The sequence below is a fragment of the Luteolibacter sp. LG18 genome (assembly GCF_036322585.1).
Taxonomy (GTDB): domain Bacteria; phylum Verrucomicrobiota; class Verrucomicrobiia; order Verrucomicrobiales; family Akkermansiaceae; genus Luteolibacter.
Map to the genome: position 1 here is coordinate 3,240,739 of NZ_AP024600.1, position 21,130 is coordinate 3,261,868.

Genomic DNA, 21,130 nt, shown 5'->3' on the forward strand with positions numbered 1-21,130 from the left:
ACCTTTGCGGCGCGCCTCTGGAGGTAGGGTCATCTCGCCGAGATGACCGGGCGGGGGAGGTCGTTCGCGAAGCCGGGTCCGCCCCAACTGACGAAGGGATGGGGCGGGCCCGTGGGAGCGGACGTGACCGTTCGCCCCGGTCGCCCCGGCGGTGCGACCCTACCTTTGTGGCGCGCCTCTGGAGGTAGGGTCATCTCGCCGAGATGACCGGGCGGGGGACGTCGCTCGCGAAGCCGAGTCCGCCCCAACTGACGAAGGGATGGGGCGGGCCGGTGGCGGCGGACGAACCCTCTTCTCCCCGGTCGCCCCGGCGGTGCGAATGTGTCTTTGCAGCGCGCCTCTGGAGGTAGGGTCATCTCGCCGAGATGACCGGGCGGGGGACGTCGCTCGCGAAACCGAGTCCGCCCCAACTGACGAAGGGATGAGACGGGCTCGTGGGAGCGGACGAGGGTGTGAGACCCGGTCGCCCCGGCGGTGCGATCCTACCTCACGAAGAAGGCCCCGCTTCCGTGGAGGAAGCGGGGCCTTGCGATGGTTTCCGGGAAGGAGTTGCTCAGCGGCTCATGGAGGCGGCAGGACGAAGGTGTTCACGTCCAGGACCACCCGGCCACCGGTGGTGGAGCCGGGGAAGTAGCCGACGGCCTGGTCGCTCTTCTGGAGGTAGAGGCCGGTGCCGCGCACCGACTTGCCGAGCACCGGATCGAAGACGGTGAAGCTGAAGGTGCCGTTGCCGCGGCTGATGCTCCAGCTCAGGAGCGATCCGGGCGGGATGACGGGGACGCCGTTGTTGACCACCGGAAGGGTGTTTTCATCCGCCAGCAGGTTGCCGCCGGCGAGCTCCATGGTACCGACTCCGCTCGGGTAGAGGCCGGTGCGGTTGAAGAGGCTGCCATTGGCGAGCAGCACGGTGTCGACCCCGCCGAGGTGGGTGCCGCCGGCGTTCGGGGCCTGCGGGGGCTTGTTCCAGACGAGTTCACCGGTGACGTCGGTGGTGGGGTTCGCCCACAGCGTGAGGTCGCCGCCGAAGCCGCCCGAGGGGTTCACACTGGGGAGGTTCGAGGTGTAGAACGCGATGGCCTTGTTGTCCGTGAGGCTGGTGCTGGCGGTGAAGGAATTGCCGTCCGGCAGCAGGCCGCGGAGGTTGGTGGTGCCGCCGCCGGTGACGGCCGCGGTGGCGTAGCCGTAGCCGGGGTAGGTGGCGAGGTCCACGCTGCGGAGGCCGATGTGATAGGTGCCGGTGTCGTTGGTGCGGGGCACCTCGGAGTGCAGGGTGCCGGTGACGGCGCCGCCATTGAGCGAGAAGTCGATCACGCCGGAGGAGCTGCGGTCGAGCATGAGCAGGCCAGCGGGGGTGGCGACATTGACGGTGGGCGAGCCGGTCGGGAAGGTGACGCGGGTGCTGGTGTTCGAGCCGGTGGTGACGATGCGGATGGTGCCGGCGCCCTTCTTGGAAAGGCGGGCCTGGCCCCAGCCGATCACCTTGCCGGTGACATCGGTGAGCACGCCATTGTAGCCGCGCGGGCCGGAGGCGGCGCTGGTGGGCACCACGGTGACGGTGGCGGTGCCGGTGTCCGTGCCGTCCTGGTTCACGGTGTAGGTGAACTGGCCGGTGTAGCCATCCGGGATGATGAGCGTGCGGCCGTTCTCGATCTGGATGAGGGGATCGCTCACGGAGGAGATGTAGAGCGTGCCGGGCAGGGTGTCGTTCGCCAGCGGGTTGAGGCGGGTGGGGCCGTCGGTGGCGTTGAGCGTGTCATTGGTCTGCGGGATCAGCCCGTTGCCGGAGAGGTTCACCTCGAAGGCGGCGATTTCGGCGTCGTTGCTGATGATGTGCAGGGTGTCGCCCTGGATGCCGGGGACGGTGGGCAGGAAGGTGACGGTCACGACCACCGAGGAATCGCCGGGGATGGTGCCCGCGGGGTTTCCGGTGGCGCTGAAAGCGAGGCCGGTGGTGAAGGTGGTGTAGTAGGTCAGCGGCTCGCTGCCGAGGTTCCGCAGCGTGATGGTCTTGGTGACCGGCACGTTCACGGCGGTGGCGAAGTTCGCGGTGCTCAGGTTGTCCGCCACCACGGTGCCGGTGGGGTTTTCCACCGAGAGGTCCGCCTGCGCGGCCCAAAGCACCAGGCTGCGGATGGCGGTGGCCCCGGCACCGATGTTGCCGATGGAGGTGGCCTGGCCGGTGGCCAGATCGATCCGGTAGAGGCCGGTGGTGGCGGCGACCTGCGAGGTGAGCCAGCCCTGGCCGGTGGCGGCGGTGTTCGAGGCGGCGACGGCCACGGAGTGCGGGATGTCAAAGCCACCGATCGGGCTGATCGTCAGCGCCGGGCCGCCGAGGGTGACGGGCAGCGCGTTGGTCTGGGTGCCGGCGTTGAGCGGGTTCTGGATGTAGAGGCTGCCGGTGGTGGAGCCCAGGGTGTAGAGGGTGGTGGCCGGTCCGGTGATGGACTGGGCGTAGCTGTTGGTGTAGCCGGCGGAGCGGATGCCGGTGAGGCTGAGCGGGGCGTCCGGATTGGTGCCGGCGACCGCCGCGCCATTCAGGTCGCCATCGATCGGCACGCCGGTGGTCGGATTGATGCGGAAGTTCAGGCCGGTGCCGGTGACCACGCGCAGGCGGTCGAGGGTGGGGTTGAAATCCATGCCGTAGCCGCTGGTGGCGGGATCCGGGAAATCGATGGCGACGGCGGAGGCATTGACGTAGGCGATGCCCGAGGCGGCCCCGACCAGGGTGAGGCCGCCGGTCTGCGGATCGACGAGGTAAAGCGAGCCGGTGTTGGCGGTGGCATTGATGCCGAGGCCGTAGAGCTGGCCGGTCTGCGGGCGGCTGGAGAGGGCCACCAGGGTTTCACCGGGAGTCAGCGAGACCACGCCGACCGCCACGGTGGTGGTGGTGGTGGGCGTGGCGGGATTGAAGCGGACGAGGTTCGCGCCATCCGCGGTGAGGGTGAGGGCCGCGCCGGTGTTCGGGACCAGGGCGGAGGAGCGCACGATCAGGCCGGTGTCTCCCAGCAGGGTGGCCGCGGCGGTGACGAGGTTGATCGAGTAGAGCTTCGAGGAAACGCCGCCGGTATTGGAGACGAGGTAGCCGATGCCGGAGGCGACGGCGGTGTTGCTCGCGGGGGCGTTCACGCCCGGGGCGATGTCGAAGGACGAGCGGGAGACATCGAGCGCGACGGCGCTGAGGGTGATGCCGGCGACGAGCGTCTGGGTGCCGCTGTTCGGATTGCTCTGGATGTAGAGCGAGTTGGTGGTGTCGTTGATCGTGTAGAGCGTCGCGATGTTGCCGTTGTTCGGGACGTTGTTGGTGTAGGCGGCCGCGCCCACGGTGGTGGTGGCGCCGTTGATCGCGCCATCCGGGTTGGTGCCGGTGGTCACGGCGCCGCCGTTGTCACCGTCCACACCCGCGCCGGTGTTCGGGTTGATGCGGAAATTGAGGCTGCCTGCGACGACTCGGAGTCGGTCCACGGCGGGGTTGAAATCGATGTCCCACTTCACCGTGAGCGGATCGGGGAAGTCGGTGGCAAGGACGCCATTCGAGGTGAAGGCGATCTGCGAGGCGGTGCCGACCACGGAGGCGAAGCCGGTGGTCGGGTTCACGATGTAAAGGGTGGCGGTGTCCGTGGTGGAGTTCACGCCGAGTCCGTAGAGGAGCTGGTTCTGCGGGCGCACGTCGATGGCCACCAGGGATTCACCGGCGGTCAGGCCGGTGACGGTCACCGGGGTGGTGGGCGCGGACGGATTGAGGGTGAGGAGGGTGGAGATTTTTCCATCCTCGGTGAGGAGGTGCATGGTGTCCGCTCCCGCCTGGGCGGCGCAGAGGCCGGTGGCCGTCAGTAGCGCGAGACGCAGCAGGGAGCCGCGGGAGCGGCCGGTGGAAACCGGGGCAGGGGCCTGCCGTGGCGGGAAAGTGTGAGGGGCGGGATGGGATGACATGGTTGTGGAACGGTCTTTGAGCGTCGATCAAACTATCCACTAAATCCGGATAGAGAAGACACTTTTTCCACAAACCTTGATAGAGGTATAAGGCCGCCGACGTGGCGGTCATCTCCGGCCTCCGCACTGACACATGATGGGACGCCCGGTGGATGGCCGGGCGCCCCCTCATCGCATTGCTAATGTACCCTGAAAAAACTTTTTGGGGCGGACGCGGCGTGGGAAACTCCGTTGGGTTCCGGGGCTTCCCACGCCGGCCGTGTGGCTGGGTTTATGCCTCCCGGAGTCGCAGTTCACAGGCCACCCGCGGGCGCTTCCACTGTGGTGTGTTGGGGTACAGTTGGGCTTTGACAAGGACCCGCCGTTGTCCCGAGGATGGGGCCGTGAACCCGCTGGAACGGAAGAACCTGCCGGTGCGGCTGGCGGACGAGATCGAGCGCGCGATCCGGGCGGGCGAGTGGACGGTCCGCCTCCCGGGCCACCGCACGCTGATGAAGACGTACGCGGTGAGCGCGAAGACGTGCATCGCCGCGATCGCCCACCTGCAGGAGCGCGGGCTGGTGTCCTCCCCGGAGCAGGGGAAGCGCCACCGGATCCTGCTGGAGGGGAAGCCCGCCACCCACGGCCTGGAAACGCTGCTGATGCTCGATGACATGAGCGCGCCGAGCGGCGGCCACCGGCTCTCGCTGCAGGCCTATGCCGAGGCGTGGGAGGAAACCGGCGGCCGGGTGGTGAGCCTGCGTTTCGATTTTCCCCGCTACCGCCACCCCGGGCACCTGCTGCGGGAGGCGGTGGCGACCCACCGCGCGGACGCGCTCTACCTGCAGGTAGCCACCGCGCCTTGGGTGCGTGCGGCTGCCCGGCTGCGGCCGACCTACCTGGATGGCGGCGAGTGGGGTCCGGAGAAGAACTACACCGGCGTCGGGTTCAAGATGGGCATCACCGTCGGCGAGGTGGCCAGGGCCCTGCGGGCGCTGGGCCACGAGCGCATCGCGGTGCCGCTGGAGCTGGTGGGGCCGATCTTTGAAGCGGGCATTCGCACCCATCTGGCGGAGGCGCTGGAGCTGCGGGACGGATCATCGCGGGTGGCGGCGCTTTCGCCGGTGTTCCCGGAGGGGCTGCCGGAGGCGTGGCTGGGGTATTGGAAGAAGCTGTTTGCCTCCACGCGGCCCACGGCGGTGATCGTGACCAAGGACTTGCACTTCCTTTCGCTCCAGGGGTTCTGCACGCAGCACGGGATCGCGATCCCGCGGGATGTGTCCGTGGTGTGCCTGGAAAGCACGGACGCGCTGGCCTGGTGCAGCCCGGTGCCGACCCGCATGCGCTTCCCGATCGAGGAGGCGATCCTGTATTTCAAGAAGTGGATCCGCGGCGGTTGCCGCCCGCTCGGCACGCGGGTGCTGCCGATGGAGCAGGTGCCCGGTGCCACCGTGGCCCCGCCGAGGTGAGGCGCTGGGTGGATGCGCGAACTCCCTTGCACGGCTGGTCCGCCATTGAGGGGCTAGGGTTCAGGGGCTGGGGGCTAGGAAGAGAGGGAAGAACCAGAGTAGCGCTCTTCCTCTTCCTAGCCCCTAGCCCCTAGCCCCTCTACCGCGGACTGGATGTGCAAAGCCCTTCGCTTCTCTTCCCCCACCCACGTTCTCCCGAACGCGGCCACGGAAGAGAGGCGCCCGGCCGCGGACGGCCGGGCACCCTCATTGCATTGCTAATATGTACCCTGGAAAGGAAACGGGATCGCGGCGAAGGCACCGCCACGCACCGGACGCGCGCTTCTCCTATCTCCTTCCCGGCCACGTGGTTCAAGCGGCGAGGGTGGATTCAGACCGTACTGAAAACCAGTACGGTTGAGCGCCGCCGCACGGGTTTCCTTCCGCTTTGACACCTCCTCCCGGCGGCGGGAGAATGCCGCGTGAATCCGCTGGAGCGAAAGAACCTCTCGGTGCGCCTCGCCGATGAAATCGAGCGCGCGATCCGCGGGGGCGAGTGGACCGGCCACCTGCCCGGCCACCGCACGCTGATGCAGACCTATTCGGTGAGCGCCACGACGTGCATTGCCGCGATCGGCCACCTGGAGACGCGCGGCGTGATTTCCGCCGGGGAGCCGGGCAAGCGCCGCACCATTCTCGCCAAGCCGAGGTCCGCCTCCCGCGCGCTGGAGACGCTGCTCATGCTCCATGACATGAACGCGCCGAGCGGCGGCCATTCCATCGCCATCCGTGCCTACAGCGCGGTGTGGGAGGAAGGCGGCGGACGCGTGGTGAGCCAGCGGGTGGACTTCCCCCGCTACCAGCGCCCGGGCCGGTTGATGAAGGAGATCGTGGAGCGCCACCGCGCCGATGCGATCATCCTGCAGGTGGCCACGCTGCCGTGGATCAAGGCGGCGATGGCGCTGTGTCCGGCCTTCCTGGATGGCGGCGAGGTTTCGAAGATCAACGCCGCGGGAGTCAGCTACAGCATGGGTTCCGAGATCAAGCGGATGGCCGCGATGCTGTACTCGCTGGGCCACCGCCGGATCGCCGCGCCGATGGAACTGCTGCCGAAAAGCTTCGAGGTCTCCGTGCGCACGCGCATGTCCGAGGTGCTCGGCGGTTCGCCCGGCTCCGCCCACATCGCGGCGCTGTGTCCGGTGTTTCCCGAGATCGTCCCCGCGGCCTGGCACGGCTATTGGCGGAAACTGTTCGCCACGGTGAAGCCCACGGCGGTGATCGTGAGCAAGGACCTGTACGCGCATTCCCTGTTCGGCTTCTGCTCGCGTCACGGCATCGCCATCCCGCGGGATCTCTCGGTGGTGTGTTTGGAAAGCCCGCCCTCGCTGGAGTGGTGCGATCCGGTGCCGACGCGCATGCGTTTCCCGATCAAGGTGGCGGAAGGGATTTTCCGGAAATGGCTCCGCGGCGGTTGCCGGCAGATGCCTCACACGGTGGTGCCGCTGGAATACGTGCCCGGCGAGACCGTGGCACCGCCGCGGGGATAGGAAAGGTAGGGTCATCTCGCCGAGATGACCGGGCGGTGGACGACGTTCGCGGAAAAGGCTCCGCCCCCGCAGACGCAGGGCAGGGGACGCGCCGGTGGGAGCGGACGGGGGGGAGACCCGGTCGCCCACGGCGGTGCGACCCTACCTTTGCGCCGCGTTCCACGTTCAGAAAAATTCCCGCTCCGGTCATAAATTTCCGCCGGTCCGGCGCTATGTTCCATGGGAGCCCCCTCCCGTGCGCATGGAAAGTGAAGCGACATCCTCCGACTGGGATACCTGGCTGGCCGCCATGGTCGACCGCTTCCTGCTCTTCGCCCGTCAGCAGACGCGCTGCGGCCACGATGCCGAGGACGTGCTCCAGGAATCGCTCGTCGAGACCTGGAAACGCGCCGGCGGCCGGCCCGAGTCCGCCCTGGTCTTCGCCACCATCCGCCGCCGCGCCATCGACCTCGGCCGCCGCACCGACCGCCGCGTGAAACGCGAGCAGGCCGAGGCCCTCGACGCCCCCTTCACCCTGCCCGCCCACGATGACGACGCGCCGCTGCTCCGCGAGCTGGAGGGCGCGCTCGCCCACCTCCCCGCGCCGCAGCGCGAGGTGCTCACGCTGAAGTTCTGGGGCGGCCTCACCTTCGAACAGGTCGCCGCCACCCTGGAGATCCCGCAGGGCACCGCCGCCTCCCGCTACCGCTCCGCGCTCGAAACCCTCCGCCACTCCCTCACCCCGGCCCTGTCATGAATGCTCCCGATCCACTGGAAGCCCTGCTGGCGAAACTCACGCCCACCCCCGCCGATCCCGCCCTGATGCAGCGCCTCCGCGCGGCGAACCCGGACGCGCCCGCCAAGGTGATTCATTTTCCGCTCCGCCGCTGGCTCGCCATCGCCGCCGCCATCGCCGTGATGGCCCCGCTCGCATGGCAGTCCCGCGAAACACCCGCCGCCCCGCGCCCCATCGCCACCACGCCCGCTGCCGCCCCGCAGCCGGGATCGGCGCTGGAAAGCCGCCAGCACCTCATGGACGTCACCGACCTGGGCATCGTGACCCGCGGCGACCGCCAGCCGGAGCGCCTGATCCGCACCACCTGGATCGATGAAATTTACTACGTTCCTAGTGCCGGAACCGAGCCGGTGAAGGAAGTCCGCCTCCGCGAGGAGGTGATGCCCGTGAGCCTGACCACCTACTGATCCCCCTGGGAAAACCATCCAAACCATCATGCCATGAACACGAACCGAACCACCCTGGCCGCCCTGCTCGCGGCCCTCGCCACGGCCTCCGCGCAGGAACCCGCCCCCGCGCCGGTCGTCAAGCCCCTGCCGCCCGCCCGCCTCCATCCCGCCGAACCGCGCGAGCCCGGCGAGCCCACCCACGCCGAGGCCGCCGTGAGCGTCTTCAGCAGCGGGGGAGAGGGCGAGGGCAATGTGGTCATCGCCGTGGATGGCGACCACGTCGCAAATCCGATGCGCTGGCAATACCGGCTGGACGGGGACGATCAAGCGATGCCCCTCAGCCCGCGCGAGGGCCCCATCGGCTACCTCGGTGTCTCCACCGTGCTGCCCGGCCCGGAAGTCGCCGCCCAGCTCCCCATTCCGCCGGACACCGGGCTCGTCGTCGCGGCGCTCACCAAGGACAGCGCCGCCGACAAGGCCGGACTGGAGCGCAATGACGTGCTGGTGCGCCTGGACGACCAGATCCTCATCCATCCGCGCCAGTTCGCCGTGCTGGTGGCGAACCACAAGCCCGGCGACACCGTGAAGCTCACGCTGCTGCGGAAGGGCAAGCAACAGGAGATCACCGCCACCCTCGACAAGCGCGAGCTGCCGAAGAACCCGCCCGCGCAGGCGAGGACCTTTCGCTTCGAGGGCCGCGATGGCGGGGGCGGTCCGTCCATCACCATCGATGGCCAGCCGGTCGAACCCCTCCGCACCTTCACCAAGCGCCTCCAGGCCGGAGACGATCTCGATCCGCAGATCCGCGAGATCCGCGAGCGCGTGGAACAGCTCGCGAAGCAACGGCTGGAACTCCACTCGCCCGAAATGAGGAAACCCGCCGAGAACGCGGAAGCCCGCGTGCGCGAACTCCAGGAGCGCATCGAACAGCTCACGCGGGAGTTGGAAGCGAAGGAAAAGAAATGAAGCGCGCGCCGAAAAGGTAGGGTCGCACGCCGGAGCGGCCGGGTCTAACAGCTCCGTCCGCTCCCACGAGCCCGCCCCATCCCTTCGTGGGATGGGGCGGTTTTTTTCTCCCTGAACCGCGCTCACCGATCGGGTCTCCGTGAGCGTGGGGTGGTCCCCCGATACCCGGTCCACCCACCGGCTCCGCGAGCCCCGACCGCACTCTATCAAGGTACGGCCTGATCCCGGCCCGCCCGCTTGAAAGGCAGTCGCGGCGGGGGGATAGGGGATCGCATGCCAGATCCGGGGGGCTCCGTTTGCCCCACCACGCCGGGTCTGGACCGTTCATTCGCATCGCCCCACCAGACCCATGAAACCCAGGCTCCTCCGCGCTTGTCTCCCCGGCCTCTCCCTCATCGTCCTGACCACCGCCACCGTCCGCGCCGACAATGACGGTACCTGGCAGGGCACCGCCACCACCGGTACGTGGCAGGACACCACGAAGTGGGTGTCCGGCCTCCCCGCCTACGGTGGTTTTAGTACCGCCACCTTCGGCAGCAACATCACCGCCACCACCACCATCGACCAGGACTTGCCCGGCCTTCAGATCGGCAACCTCGTCTTCAGCGACAACGGTGCCTCCGGCTCCGCGTGGACGCTTTCCGGGGCCAATGCCATCACCCTCGGCAACGGCCTGACGCCCGGCCAATCCTCCACCGTCACCACCACCACCGCGGCCACCATCGGTACCGTGCTCGCGGGCCTCAACGGCCTGACGAAGAACGGCGCGGCCACGCTCACGCTCACGAATTCGAACAGCTACGGCGGCGGCACCCTGGTCAACGCCGGCACGCTTTCGCTCGGCACCGGCGGCACCGGCGCGAACACCTCCACCGTCACCGCCCTCGGCACCGGCACGGTCACCATCAACTCCGGGGCGACCGTCCGCCTCTGGATCCAGAACAGCAACAGCTTCACGATCGCCAACCACTGGATTCTCGATGGCGGCCGCGTGCTCGGCGAGGACGGCATTTACACGCTCTCCGGCACCATCGTGCTCGGCGCGGGCGGCGGCACCCTCGCCGCGAACTGGACCGGCAAGACGATCACCTCCACCGGGGTGATCTCCGGCGATGGTCCGCTCACCCTCGCGCTCGGGCCCTCTTCCACCGGCGGCTGGGTTTTCCTCAACGGGGCGAACACCTACACCGGCGCGACGAGCATCCCCGGCGCGGGCGTGACCGTGTCCTCGTTCAACTCGGTGTCCGGCGGCACCGCTTCGTCCAGTCTCGGCGCTCCGTCCTCCGTGGCGAACGGCACCATCGCCATCGGTGCCACCACCACCACCGGCAAGATCGATTACACCGGCAGCGGGGAAACCACCGACCGCGTGATCAACCTGAGCGGCGGCAGCGGTGGCGCGAGCGTGAACCACCTCGGCACCGGCCTGTTGAAATTCACCTCCGCCTTCACCGCCACCGGCGCGGGTGCCAAGACCCTCGGCCTGAGCGGCGGCACCAGCGGCAGCGGCGAGATCGCCGGAGCGATCGTGGACGCGGCCGCCGGCACCACCCAGCTCGCCGCCACCTTCGCCACCAATGCCACCCAGGTGACGCTCGCTTCCGTCGCGGGCATCACCACCAGCTCCATCCTCACCGGCACCGGCATCGCCGCGGGCACCACCGTGACCGCCATCGATACCGCGAACAAGAAGGTGACCCTGAGCACCCCGGCCACTGGTGCCAGCGGCGCGGTGGGGTCCACCTACAGCGCCTCGGGCGTGGTCAATCCCACCGCGATTTCGAAATCCGGCACCGGCACCTGGACGCTCTCCGGCGCGAATTCCTACAGCGGCACGACCACCGTGAACGCCGGCGTGTTGAAGTTCGCGAACCCCGCGGCGCTCTACAACAACATCCCGGCCTCCTGGACCTCGGCGAACCTCACCGTGGCCTCCGGTGCCACTGCCGCCTTCCACCTGGGCGGTGCGGGCGAGTTCACCGCCGCCAACGTCACTGCCCTTTCGGCACTCACCAATGTCGCCAGCGGCACGCCCGCCAGCCTCGGCTTCAAGAGCGGCTCGTTCATCGGCCTGGACACCACCAACGCCCCCGGCGGCACCGTCACGTTCAGCGGCGCGTTCGCCGACCATGTCGCCGGCACCACCACCGATACCCTCGGCCTGCGCAAGCTGGGCACCGGCACGCTGGTGCTCACCGGCTTCAATGCGAACACCGCCGGCACCGTGGTGGAAGCGGGCACGCTCGACCTCGCCGCGGGCGGCGGCAGCGGGGCCATCCGCGGTTTTCTCACCGTGAATGCCGGAACCACCCTCAAGGTCAGCGCGGCCAATGGCATGGGTACCAACCAGAACCAGCGCATCGGCAACACCACGCTCAACGGCACCATCGACATCCAGAACACCGGCCTGAATTCCTTCACCACGATGACGTTCACCCTCACCGGCGGCACCATCACCGGCATGGCGGGATCGAAGCTCGACCTGCGGAACAATGGCGGCGGCAATGTGTTCGTGAACACGCTGGCCTCGGCGGCCACCTCGGTCATCAGCGTGCCCACGCTCGGCACCGCGGGCAATGATCCCGTCTTCAACACCGCCTCCGGCACCACGCCCTCCGGCATAGACCTGCTGGTCAGCTCGAACATCATCAACGACGCCGGCACCGGCGGCAACAGCGCGGGCACCCACAGCGTCACCAAGAACGGCGCGGGCCATATGCGCCTCACCGGCGTGAACTCCTACACCGGTGCCACCATCGTGAACGCCGGGACCCTGGGCGGCAGCGGCTGCGCCACGTCCGCGCTCACCGTGAACGCCGCGGGCACGCTCGCTCCCGGCGCGGGCATCGGCACCTGGGCCGCCACCGCCGCCACCTTCGCGTCAGGCGCCACCTTCAAGGCGGAGATCAACAGCTCCACCGCCACCGCCGACAAGCTCGCCGCCACCGGCGCGGTGAATCTCGGCGGGGCCACGCTGTCCGTCTCCGACCTCGGCTCCGCCACCCTCGCCGCGGGCACGAAGCTCACGCTCGTCGATTACACTGGTGGCACGCTCACCGGCACGTTCGCAGGGCTGGGGGAGGGAGGAACCGTCACCGCGGGAGCGAACACCCTCATCATCCACTACTCGGATAGTAGCAAGGTGACGCTGACGGCGGCTGGCGGTGGCTACTCCGCCTGGGCCGCCGCCAACGCCGGGGGCCAGGCCGCGGAGCTCGATGCCGACGGCGACGGCGTCCCGAACGGCGTGGAGTATCTCATGGGCCTCACCGGCACCGGCTTCACCGCCAATCCCAAGCCCGTCAACGGCGTGGTCACCTGGCCGAAGGACCCCGCCGCCGCCGCCACCTACATCGTGCAGGTTTCCTCGGACCTCGCCACCTGGACCACCGCGCCCGGCGGCGTCACGGACAATGGCAGCTCCGTGAGCTACACCCTTCCTCCCGGCGATTCGAAACGCTTCGCCCGCCTCAAGGTCACCCTGCCCTGAGCGCCACCGGTTTCATCGGGTAGAACAATGCAATAGGAAGCGCCCGGCCGGTCCATAGGCCGGGCGCTTTTTCTTTCGCAGGGTAGCTGAAAGCTCCGCTTTCAGAATGTAGGGGGAAGCTCCGCTTTCCCTCTGTGGGGAGGACCTCGTTCGGCCTCACAGCCCACCGCCAACGGAGCTGGCGGATACATTTCGAAAGCGGAGCTTCCGACTACAAAAAAGCCCCCGGAGCGACGCGTGGCATCACTCCGGGGACCGGGCTGGTTTGGGTTTTTACCAGAGAATCAGTTCACTTCGCGTTGCCGGGCAGCGACCACAGGAAGTCCACCTTCAGCGTGCCAGCGAAGCGCGGGTCATCCAGGCTGATGTAGCGGTCTCCCGAGTAGTTCGGCGCGGTGTCGAGGTTCTTCGGATTGTAGTTCGCAGCGGCGTGGCAGCTCATGCAATTGCTTTGAACACCGTAGTTGTTCGCCACCGGCTGGCCGTCGTAGGTGCCGGGGATCGAGTCCGGCAGGTCGGAGGGCGTGAAGCCCGCCTCCAGCCACGGATTGTAGGCGTAGAGCGAGTTGCCCGTGTTCTTCCCGCCCACATAGGGCTGGGAGGGGACTTCCGTGGTGTAGGCGATGGACATCGCGTAGTTCGCCGCCGGGCCGGTGATCTGCGCCGGGCGGTTCTTCGCGATCTCCACCGAGCTCGGGGCCAGCGGGTTGGCCGGGGTGGGAGTCCACCAGAAGGTCTGCCACGTCCAGCGCGTGATCTCCCGGCCGGACACGTGCATCGCCTGCAGGATGGCGTAGTCGCCCTGGGCCGCGCCGTAGGACTTCAGCGCCGTGGCCTGGTCCGAGTTCAGCCGGAAATTGATCAGGCTGGATACCGGATAGGTCGTCTCCGGCGTGCGGGTGCTGCCGTCCTTGTTCGGCTTGGTGTCGATCTTGCCGTCGCCCTTGCCCTCGTTCTTCACGTCGATCCACACGGCTCCCGGCCATGTCTCCGAGCCCCACGCCTGCGGGGTGGCGGGTGGTCCCGGCCACACCGGCAGCTGGTAGTAGCGGCCGTCCACCAGGTCCTTCTGCTTGATCACCTGGAACACCGGCTTGAGCGCCAGCGCCGTGATCGGGAACACCGGGACCTCGTCCGAGCCATAGCTCAGCAGCTGGTCCAGCACGGACTTCTCCAGCAGCCCCTGCTTGATGATGTGCTCCGCGGCGGTGGGATCGTACTTCACGAAACCGAGCACCGTGGCGGTGCCCGCGGCCTTCAGGTGCGGGTCCTTGCCGTGCTTGAGCTGGCGGAATTCCTCGAGCTGCGGGCGCGCGCGGCGGGCGAGCTGGAGCAGGTTGTTCTTCGGCGTCTTCGAGGCGGCGATCACGTCCTGCGGCGTCAGCCAGGTCTCGAACACGCGCAGGTTCTGCCCGTTGTCCTTCTGGTCCGTCTCCGCCGTGAGCGAGGCCCACAGCCCCCAGCCGTGGCGGTAGATCTTCTCATAGGCCGGCGTGTTCACCGTCGGGTCCGTGACGCCGGTGTCCGCCACCCACTTCAGGATGGTGGCCTCGTTCTCGGGGAAGCTATAGCCCGGGATCTTCGGGTCCGGCAATGGAACCGGAACGAAATCGGCCATAACTTGAGATGAGGAGGCGATGAGTCCACTTATGGCAAAGGCGGACAGCATCAGCCGGGTTTTCAATGGGTTCATGGTTGCGTTTGTGTTGGGGATACAGGCTTTGGGGGAGATTGGGTCAGGTTTTCTGGAGTTTTGTTGAAAAGGCAATGTCTATTTCGCGTGGGGTGGGGTGTGGATATGTTTTATCTTTCGTTTATGCTGTTAGATAGGTGCTGTGATCCAAGGGTTTCCAAATGCCATGTCCGGAAAAGTGGACATGACCGTGTGACGGAATTTTTTCCGTGATCACCGGCGACCGCCGGGCCCGATAGACCCTGCGGGTTCTATGGAGGGCAGCCTGCCGCCGCTTATCGCGCCCCGTACTTCGCCTCCGGCTTCTTCTCGAAGCCCGCGTCGGACGGGAACACCGAGACCGCCGTGGTTTTCCCCGGCGCGCGGCGGGCGGTGCCCGGGCGTTTCACCAGCTCATCGCCGAGTTCCTCGCGCTGCCGGTCCGCGAGTGCGGAAAGGCGTGCCACCACCTCCGGACGGGCGGCGGCGAGATCGCTCCGCTCGCCCGGATCGGCATCCAGATCGTAGAGCTGCGCGGCGGGGATCTTCACCTGCGTGTAGGGCACGGCCTTGCCGTCCTTCCCCGGCGGTTTTCCCGCCAGCGAGCTGTAGCTGCGCGCGAACTCCAGCTTCCACTTGCCCGAGCGCATCGATTCCAGGTCATTGCCGTGGTAGTAGAAAAACAGCGCCTCGTGCGGCGCGCGATCGCTCTTTCCCGTGATCACATCGCCGATGTCCACGCCATCGATCTTCCGCGCCGGCAGCTCCGCTCCGGCCAGCGCCGCCACCGTCGGCAGCACGTCGATGGTCGCCAGCGGCACATCGCAGGTGCGGCCCGCCGGGATGTGGCCCGGCCAGCGCATCAGCGTCGGCTCGCGCACGCCGCCGTCCCAACTCGTGCCCTTGCCCTCCCGCAGCGGCCCGGCGCTGCCCGCGTGATCGCCATGGTTCAACCACGGCCCGTTGTCCGAGCAGAACATCACCAGCGTGCGGTCATCGATGCCGCTGCGGCGCAGTTCCCCCAGCACCTCGCCCACCGACCAATCGAGCTCCGCCACCGCGTCCCCGAACAGCCCGCGCTCCGTCTTGCCGCGGAACTTGTCCGAGACATGCAGCGGCACGTGCACCATCGAGTGCGGCAGGTAGAGAAAAAACGGCCGCTCCTTGTGGCGGCGGATGAAGTCCACCGCGCGCTCCGTGTACCATGTCGTGAGCTGGTCCTGCGCCGCATCGTCCACCGCTGGATTCACCACCGTGTTGCCCTCCAGCAGCGGCAGCGGCGGGTGCGTGTTGCCCGGCAGCGGCCGCATGTCGTTCGAATACGGCAGGCCGAAATACTCATCGAAACCCTGCTGCGGCGGCAGGAACTCCCGCGCGTCCCCCAGGTGCCATTTCCCGATGCAGGCCGTCGCGTAGCCACGGGTCCTGCACACCTCCGCGATCGTCGTTTCCTCCGGAGCCAGCCCCACCTTCGAGTGCGGGAACAGCGCGCCAGCGATTCCCACCCTGTTTGGATAACACCCCGTCATCAGCCCCGCGCGGCTCGCCGAGCACACCGCCTGCACCGAGTAGAAGCTCGTGAACCGTGTCCCCTCCGCCGCCATCCGGTCCAGGTTTGGCGTCGCGTAACCCTTCGCCCCGAACGGGCCGATGTCGCCGTAGCCCATGTCATCGATGTAGATCACGATCACGTTCGGCGGCACGGGCTTCTCCTCCGCCGCGCGGACGGAAGGAACCACCACGGCCACCAGCAACCCCAGCACGGCCCGGAACACGGAAGGACAAGCGATCATCACGAAGAAAAGGAACCTCCGCCATACGCCCCGCCGCCGCCGGTTGTTTCGCGGAACGTGGGGGAGTGGCGGCAGGCGCGGCATCCAGAGGGGGCTCTGGATTTGGAGTGCGGCGAGGCATCCTGCCCCTTACCCACATCTGCGAGGCGCCGCCTTTTGGTAGCCGCGCTGGTGACAGCGTGGGCGGGGTGGGGCCACCCACACCCTTGTGGCTCCAGTCCCCATCCAGCGACCGCCAGTTCCAAGCCCGGAGGGCGACGTAACTTAGCCGGGGCGCGCAAGCCCCCGGATCGCATCGCGGCGGAATCTTCAAGTCCCGGAAGGGACGACGCGGCCTGCGCTCTCCAGGCGGATCCGCCCGTCCTGTTTCTTCGGGTGATCCGGCACCCTTTGAACGGCGGATGCGGATGTTCATTTGGATTGTCGCTTGGCCTCCGGTTGCGTCGCCCCTCGCCGGGGCTCAGGAGGGTTGGCGCGAATCCAAAGCGAGAAACCGGATGCACAGGCTCGGGTGAATCCTCCCTGCCCACGTTGTCACCACCGCGGCCACGGTTTGCACCGGAGATGTGGGTAAAGGGGAGGAGGCATCGCCGCTTTGAGCGGAGGCGAGTCATCGCCGGGGGCAACACCTGCATTCGCCAACCCGCTCCCTCGTTCCAGAATCATCTCTTCCCTGGTTCCCGCTCCTCTTCCACAGCTCCGCTACAAATCCCGTCGATTCTCTCCGGCACCCAAAGCGGCGATGCCTCGCCGCACTCCAAATCAGAGACGCTCCTTTCGGTGAAACCGCTCCTCCGCTCCGCTCAACGCGGATCCACCGGCTGCCCTCCAGACGGCGCGGTCGATTGCACGGGAAACTCCAGCTTCCACTCTCGCAGATCGATCTTGTCCTCCAGCTTCGCCGGTATCTCCGCGTTCCAGGTCACCTGGTCGTCGAACTTCCACTGCCAGCCGTGTTCCACATGGGCCGGGCCGAGGAGCGCCAGCGCCTCGCGGTACGTCGCCGGGGTGCGGGCGTGCAGCGCGGCCGGATGGATGGCGGCGTCTCCCGTGTAGCAAACCACGCGGCCCTCCCTCATGCCCAGCCGCGGTGCCGCGCCTTGGCCGATCGCCCGGGCCTGCTCGCCGGAAAGCGGGGCCAGCCCCTCGGGATCGCGGTCGAGATCCACCACCGATGGCGTTTTCGGCCGTGGCTGGATCGTCCACGTCACCGCATCGGCCAGGTGCCGTGGCAGACCCGGGAGCGAACACTCCACCCCGTCATCGAACCACCAGCGGCACGCCCCCCCGGTCACCGCGGGATCCAGCCAGCCCGGACCGAAGATCTCCAGCGTCTCCGCGAAGGTCTTCGGCATCCGCTCCCGCTGCTTCGCTGCCAGCACCACCGGACGGCGCGTGAAATACGCCGCGAACCGTCCCTCGAGCGGGACCGGAATGAACACCGGTGCGTCCTCCGGCTTGAGCGCGCGGGCAATTTCGAACGGGCTCGTCTTCTCCGGCACGGGTCGTCGATTGCCGCCCGGAATCGTCCTGATGCGGGGCGGTGCCTCGGCGCTCCAGGTCGGGCGCTCCAACGGGTCGTCCAACGGCCGGTCCAACGAGATCGGATGTGTGCCGCCACGCACCACGACCTCATCGTCGAAATGCCACTCCAAGATCCCGACTCCGCTCAAGGGAGAAACCCATCCCGGACCGTAGGCGGCCAACGCTTCCTCCCACGTGTCCGGTTTCCGCTCGCGAAGCCGCCGATCCAGGAGCAGCGGGCTGGCGGCGGTGTAGCCGATGAATCGCCCGTTCTGCGCCCACCCCCTGCCGACATGGGGCAACAAGCTCCGGTTCAGGGAAGCCGTCCAATCCGGCTCCTCCGCCCGCACCGCGGACAAGCCGGAAAACAGCAGGGCGGAAACCGACAGGGAAACGGCAACGGCGGACACACGGATCATCGCCGCCACTCTAACAATAATCCCGCCGCCGTGTTTGTAAAATCTCCGTCAATCAAGAGATGTCCCGGAGATAGGGAAGGGCAGGGGATGCAATCCCCGGGGCGCGTGTCTTTTTCCTTCGACTCCGGTCCGTCTTGCCCTACCCATCCGGCCATCCATGAGCGAGGACACGTCCAATCCCTACTCCCCACCCGCCAGCGAGCCCCTGCCACCATTGGCCGCGGAATCAGGAGAGTTTCCCCTCGCGTCCCCGTGGACCCGGTTTCACAGCGTCGTCATCGATGGAGTGGTCAATCTGGGCGTCGTCCGCCTCATCCGCTTCGCGTTCTCCTCCGCCGGGTTCCCTCTGGTGTGGGCCGAATCGGGGGCCTACGCATCCGGGAAGAACTACCTGCTGGCCCTGTTGGGCATCATCGTGTTCTACGCCGTGCAATCGTGGCTCCTCTGCCGCAGCGGCCAGACCATCGGCAAAAAACTCACCGGCATCCGCATCGCCACCATGACCGGAGGCAAGCCTTCCGCCATCGATCTCCTGCTGAAGCGCTATGGCTTCTCGAGCCTCCTCATGTTCATTCCCATCGTCGGCGGAATCATCAGCCTGGTGGACATCCTGAGCATCTTCCGCAAGGACCGCCGCTGCCTCCACGACCAGATCGCGGGAACCCAGGTCGTCCGCGTCACGGGCTGAAACGCATTCAAAAAGGAGGCAGGGTGCCTCTGATGTGGAGTGCGGCGAGGCATCGCCGCTTTGAGCGGAGGCGAGCCATCGCCGGGTGCAACACCTGCATTCGCCAACCCGATCCCTCGTTCCAGAATCACCTCTTCTCTGGTTCCCGCTCCTCTTCAGCGGTTCCGCTGCAAGTCCCGTCGATCCTCTCCGGCACCCAAAGCGGCGATGCCTCGCCGCACTCCAAATTCAGAGCCGCCTCACACCCCCGGCACGTACGGCGCATCCAGTACCGTCACCGTGCCATCCTCGTTCGCCGTGAAAGCATTCGTCGGAAACAGGATCTCCGGCGTTTCCGGCGCCTCCTCCAGCGCCGCCAAGGCCAGGATCAGCTCCGTCAGGTGGCCGTGCGCGCGGAACACCTTCACCGCGCTGGTGCCCAGCGTGTCCACCGCCTCCTGCGGCGTGAGCCGCGGATTGCTCCAGATCGTCTCGATCCCCTGGCGCTGCATCGCGCACAGCCGCTGGAAGTTCGTGGCCGCGCTCTGCCGCACCACCCGCGGCACCAACTGGCGCATCTGCTCCTTCGTGGGTTCCTGGACGGGCGGCTTCTCGATGGGTACGAATAGTTTCATAGAATGGTCACGGTAGGGGTGAGGTAGGTCCCGCTCGTGGCATACAGGTTGATGCCGACGATGGCGCAGTAGAGCGGTTTCCCGGAGCAGTCCGGAGGAAGATCCACGCCCGGCGAGTTCGTCTCCGCGTAGGCCTCGCCATCGATGAACCACAGGTAGTACACGGCCCCGTAGTAGTTATTGTAGTAGGCCCACTCCGTCAGCTCCACGTTCGCCCCGGCGTAGACCGGCCCCACGATCTCCGGCGCATTCTGGATCACCGGAGTGAAGTCCAGGTGCAGGCTGTTCGAATCCTCCGTCGAGGTGCCGGCCGCGTTGGTGGCCTCCTCGCTCAGGAAGATGTCCGCATCGTGGAGACTCTGGTCGGACAACTCCAGCGGGCCCGTGTACAACTCCTGCGCGCCGACATAGGGTCCATAGTAGAGCCAGGTCCTGGAGACGAACTCCGCCCCGCGCCACTCCGCCGCCGTGATCAGGTTGATGTAGGCCCCGACCTGGTTCACCGGATCATCGATCGCGATGAACATCGCCCCCGGGTTCAGCAGCACCGGCGGGCCCGTGGGACCGGCCGCCCCGTCGAACACCACCGCGCCGCGGATCGCCCCGCCCCGGACCACGCCGCCATTGAGCACTCCGATCATGACCTCAGGAAAGGCGGCGGATCGGGAGGCAGATCACCTGGATCGGAGGGCCGGAGTAATAACCCACGTCCAGGTTCAGCCGTCGATTGAACGCCACGAACCGCGCCTCCGTCTTCGGCGTCGCCTGGTTCAGCGCCCCGTCATCGATCAGCAGCACGCCCGTGCCGGATGGCGCCGGCTGCGAAAGCGTGATTTCGGACGAGCCCGAGCCGATCGCTGCGTCGCTCTTGCAGCAGAGCAGATACTCCACCCCGGGGAACAGGGTATCCAGGTAGAAACTGCCCGAGGTCGTGATCTGATAGCCGGTCGTCGCGAGAGAGGTCGCCATGATGAAAAGGGGTTCGAAGTCCTGACGAATGGAACTTACGACCACCCTCCCGCCCGCGCCATGGAACACCTGGCCAACCGGACCCGCGGGAGCTACGAAATCCATCGTATCCCACGGGCCCGATCCCGCGGCACCGTCTCACCGCAGCCCGCCGGCCACGTAGAACAGCTCGCCCGTCACCCACGAGGAATCGTCGGATGCCAGGAACACCGCCGCGCTCCCGATGTCATCCGGGCGGCCGATCCGGCCCAGCGGCGTGGTCGCCTCCAGGTGCTTCCGGAATTCGCTCTCATCCGTCGCGATGCCCGCGCTGCGCGTCCCCTCCGTGTCCACCATCCCCGGATTGATCGCGTTCACCCGGATCCCGCGCCCGCCCAGCTCCTTCGAAAGCACACGCGTGATCGTGTCCACCGCGCCCTTCGTGCCGCTGTAAATGGCGGACCCCGCCGGCGCGTACGTGCTCACCACCGAGCTGATGTTGATCACGCTCCCGCCCGCCGGATTGAACTGCTTCGCCGCCTCCTGCGTCGTCAGCAGCAGCCCCAGCACGTTCAGGCCGAACTGCCGCTGGAACGACTCCGCCGTGATCTCCTCCAGCGGCGCCATCTCGTAGATCCCCGCGTTGTTCACCAGGATGTCGATCGGCCCGTGGGCCGCCACGCTCTCCGCCACCAGCCGCGTGATGTCCTCCTGCTTCGAAACATCCGCCTGCACCGCCACCGCCTTGCCTCCCGCGGCCGTGATCTCCGCCACCACCCGGTCCGCCCCCTCCCGGCTTGAGGCGTAGTTCACCACCACCGCCGCTCCCTCCGCCGCCAGCAGGCGCGCGATGGACGCCCCGATGCCCTTCGAGGCTCCGGTGACGATGGCGGTCTTCCCTTGCAATTTGCTTCCAGTGCTCGTGCTCATGTCGATGACGTTGGTTTG

Annotated in this window: 15 protein-coding genes; 7 read left to right on the forward strand and 8 right to left on the reverse strand. The window is 67.5% G+C overall.

Annotated features, from left to right (window positions below; all coding sequences use genetic code 11):
• Window positions 1–561 precede the first annotated feature (561 nt).
• Window positions 562–3,930: a DUF4394 domain-containing protein gene (locus llg_RS13200; protein WP_338285140.1), complete on the reverse strand. Its 3,369-nt coding sequence runs from the start codon at window positions 3,928–3,930 to the stop codon at window positions 562–564.
• Window positions 3,931–4,313: 383 nt separating this feature from the next.
• Here llg_RS13200 and llg_RS13205 point away from each other — a divergent pair, with 383 nt between their 5' ends.
• The 6 genes from llg_RS13205 to llg_RS13230 all read left to right on the forward strand — a co-directional run bounded on the left by llg_RS13205 (window position 4,314) and on the right by llg_RS13230 (window position 12,524).
• Window positions 4,314–5,378: a substrate-binding domain-containing protein gene (locus llg_RS13205; RefSeq protein ID WP_338285141.1), complete on the forward strand. Its 1,065-nt coding sequence runs from the start codon at window positions 4,314–4,316 to the stop codon at window positions 5,376–5,378.
• A 461-nt stretch (window positions 5,379–5,839) separates the two neighbouring features.
• Window positions 5,840–6,904: a substrate-binding domain-containing protein gene (locus llg_RS13210; RefSeq protein ID WP_338285142.1), complete on the forward strand. Its 1,065-nt coding sequence runs from the start codon at window positions 5,840–5,842 to the stop codon at window positions 6,902–6,904.
• A gap of 241 nt (window positions 6,905–7,145) precedes the next feature.
• Entirely contained in the window at window positions 7,146–7,640 is a 495-nt protein-coding gene (locus llg_RS13215; protein WP_338290183.1) for an RNA polymerase sigma factor, read from the forward strand.
• A complete protein-coding gene (locus llg_RS13220) occupies window positions 7,637–8,086 on the forward strand; it encodes a hypothetical protein (RefSeq protein WP_338285143.1) in 450 nt (149 codons plus the stop codon). Before llg_RS13215 ends, llg_RS13220 begins: the two co-directional genes overlap by 4 nt.
• A gap of 33 nt (window positions 8,087–8,119) precedes the next feature.
• Entirely contained in the window at window positions 8,120–9,034 is a 915-nt protein-coding gene (locus tag llg_RS13225) for a PDZ domain-containing protein (protein WP_338285144.1), read from the forward strand.
• A 349-nt stretch (window positions 9,035–9,383) separates the two neighbouring features.
• Window positions 9,384–12,524, forward strand: coding sequence for an autotransporter-associated beta strand repeat-containing protein (locus llg_RS13230; RefSeq protein WP_338285145.1), 3,141 nt, complete (start codon window positions 9,384–9,386; stop codon window positions 12,522–12,524).
• 289 nt (window positions 12,525–12,813) lie between these two features.
• Here llg_RS13230 and llg_RS13235 read toward each other — a convergent pair whose 3' ends face one another.
• The 3 genes from llg_RS13235 to llg_RS13245 form a co-directional block, all read right to left on the reverse strand.
• Window positions 12,814–14,217 carry a hypothetical protein gene (locus llg_RS13235; RefSeq protein ID WP_338285146.1) on the reverse strand — a complete coding sequence of 468 codons (1,404 nt, stop codon included), beginning with the start codon at window positions 14,215–14,217 and terminating at the stop codon, window positions 12,814–12,816.
• A gap of 275 nt (window positions 14,218–14,492) precedes the next feature.
• A complete protein-coding gene (locus tag llg_RS13240; RefSeq protein ID WP_338285147.1) occupies window positions 14,493–15,989 on the reverse strand; it encodes a sulfatase in 1,497 nt (498 codons plus the stop codon).
• 803 nt (window positions 15,990–16,792) lie between these two features.
• Entirely contained in the window at window positions 16,793–17,932 is a 1,140-nt protein-coding gene (locus llg_RS13245; RefSeq protein WP_338285148.1) for a hypothetical protein, read from the reverse strand.
• Window positions 17,933–18,089: 157 nt separating this feature from the next.
• Here llg_RS13245 and llg_RS13250 point away from each other — a divergent pair, with 157 nt between their 5' ends.
• Window positions 18,090–18,620 carry an RDD family protein gene (locus tag llg_RS13250; protein WP_338285149.1) on the forward strand — a complete coding sequence of 177 codons (531 nt, stop codon included), beginning with the start codon at window positions 18,090–18,092 and terminating at the stop codon, window positions 18,618–18,620.
• A gap of 239 nt (window positions 18,621–18,859) precedes the next feature.
• Here the strand turns inward: llg_RS13250 and llg_RS13255 are convergent, their stop codons facing one another.
• From llg_RS13255 to llg_RS13270, 4 genes are all read right to left on the reverse strand, one after another.
• Window positions 18,860–19,234: a hypothetical protein gene (locus tag llg_RS13255; RefSeq protein WP_338285150.1), complete on the reverse strand. Its 375-nt coding sequence runs from the start codon at window positions 19,232–19,234 to the stop codon at window positions 18,860–18,862.
• Entirely contained in the window at window positions 19,231–19,875 is a 645-nt protein-coding gene (locus llg_RS13260; RefSeq protein ID WP_338285151.1) for a hypothetical protein, read from the reverse strand. The genes llg_RS13255 and llg_RS13260 overlap by 4 nt, the downstream gene beginning before the upstream one ends.
• A 4-nt stretch (window positions 19,876–19,879) precedes the next feature.
• Window positions 19,880–20,203 carry a hypothetical protein gene (locus tag llg_RS13265; protein WP_338285152.1) on the reverse strand — a complete coding sequence of 108 codons (324 nt, stop codon included), beginning with the start codon at window positions 20,201–20,203 and terminating at the stop codon, window positions 19,880–19,882.
• A 138-nt stretch (window positions 20,204–20,341) separates the two neighbouring features.
• Window positions 20,342–21,112 carry a glucose 1-dehydrogenase gene (locus llg_RS13270; protein WP_338285153.1) on the reverse strand — a complete coding sequence of 257 codons (771 nt, stop codon included), beginning with the start codon at window positions 21,110–21,112 and terminating at the stop codon, window positions 20,342–20,344.
• Between the last annotated feature and the right edge of the window lie 18 nt (window positions 21,113–21,130).

Bases quoted from the DNA above. Each gene is read 5' to 3' on its own strand.
- llg_RS13200 (WP_338285140.1), bottom strand. From the start codon at position 3,930: ATGTCATCCCATCCCGCCCCTCACACTTTCCCGCCACGGCAGGCCCCT.
- llg_RS13215 (WP_338290183.1), top strand. From the start codon at position 7,146: ATGGAAAGTGAAGCGACATCCTCCGACTGGGATACCTGGCTGGCCGCC.
- llg_RS13220 (WP_338285143.1), top strand. From the start codon at position 7,637: ATGAATGCTCCCGATCCACTGGAAGCCCTGCTGGCGAAACTCACGCCC.
- llg_RS13225 (WP_338285144.1), top strand. From the start codon at position 8,120: ATGAACACGAACCGAACCACCCTGGCCGCCCTGCTCGCGGCCCTCGCC.
- llg_RS13230 (WP_338285145.1), top strand. From the start codon at position 9,384: ATGAAACCCAGGCTCCTCCGCGCTTGTCTCCCCGGCCTCTCCCTCATC.
- llg_RS13235 (WP_338285146.1), bottom strand. From the start codon at position 14,217: ATGAACCCATTGAAAACCCGGCTGATGCTGTCCGCCTTTGCCATAAGT.
- llg_RS13240 (WP_338285147.1), bottom strand. From the start codon at position 15,989: ATGATCGCTTGTCCTTCCGTGTTCCGGGCCGTGCTGGGGTTGCTGGTG.
- llg_RS13245 (WP_338285148.1), bottom strand. From the start codon at position 17,932: ATGATCCGTGTGTCCGCCGTTGCCGTTTCCCTGTCGGTTTCCGCCCTG.
- llg_RS13250 (WP_338285149.1), top strand. From the start codon at position 18,090: ATGAGCGAGGACACGTCCAATCCCTACTCCCCACCCGCCAGCGAGCCC.
- llg_RS13255 (WP_338285150.1), bottom strand. From the start codon at position 19,234: ATGAAACTATTCGTACCCATCGAGAAGCCGCCCGTCCAGGAACCCACG.
- llg_RS13260 (WP_338285151.1), bottom strand. From the start codon at position 19,875: ATGATCGGAGTGCTCAATGGCGGCGTGGTCCGGGGCGGGGCGATCCGC.
- llg_RS13265 (WP_338285152.1), bottom strand. From the start codon at position 20,203: ATGGCGACCTCTCTCGCGACGACCGGCTATCAGATCACGACCTCGGGC.
- llg_RS13270 (WP_338285153.1), bottom strand. From the start codon at position 21,112: ATGAGCACGAGCACTGGAAGCAAATTGCAAGGGAAGACCGCCATCGTC.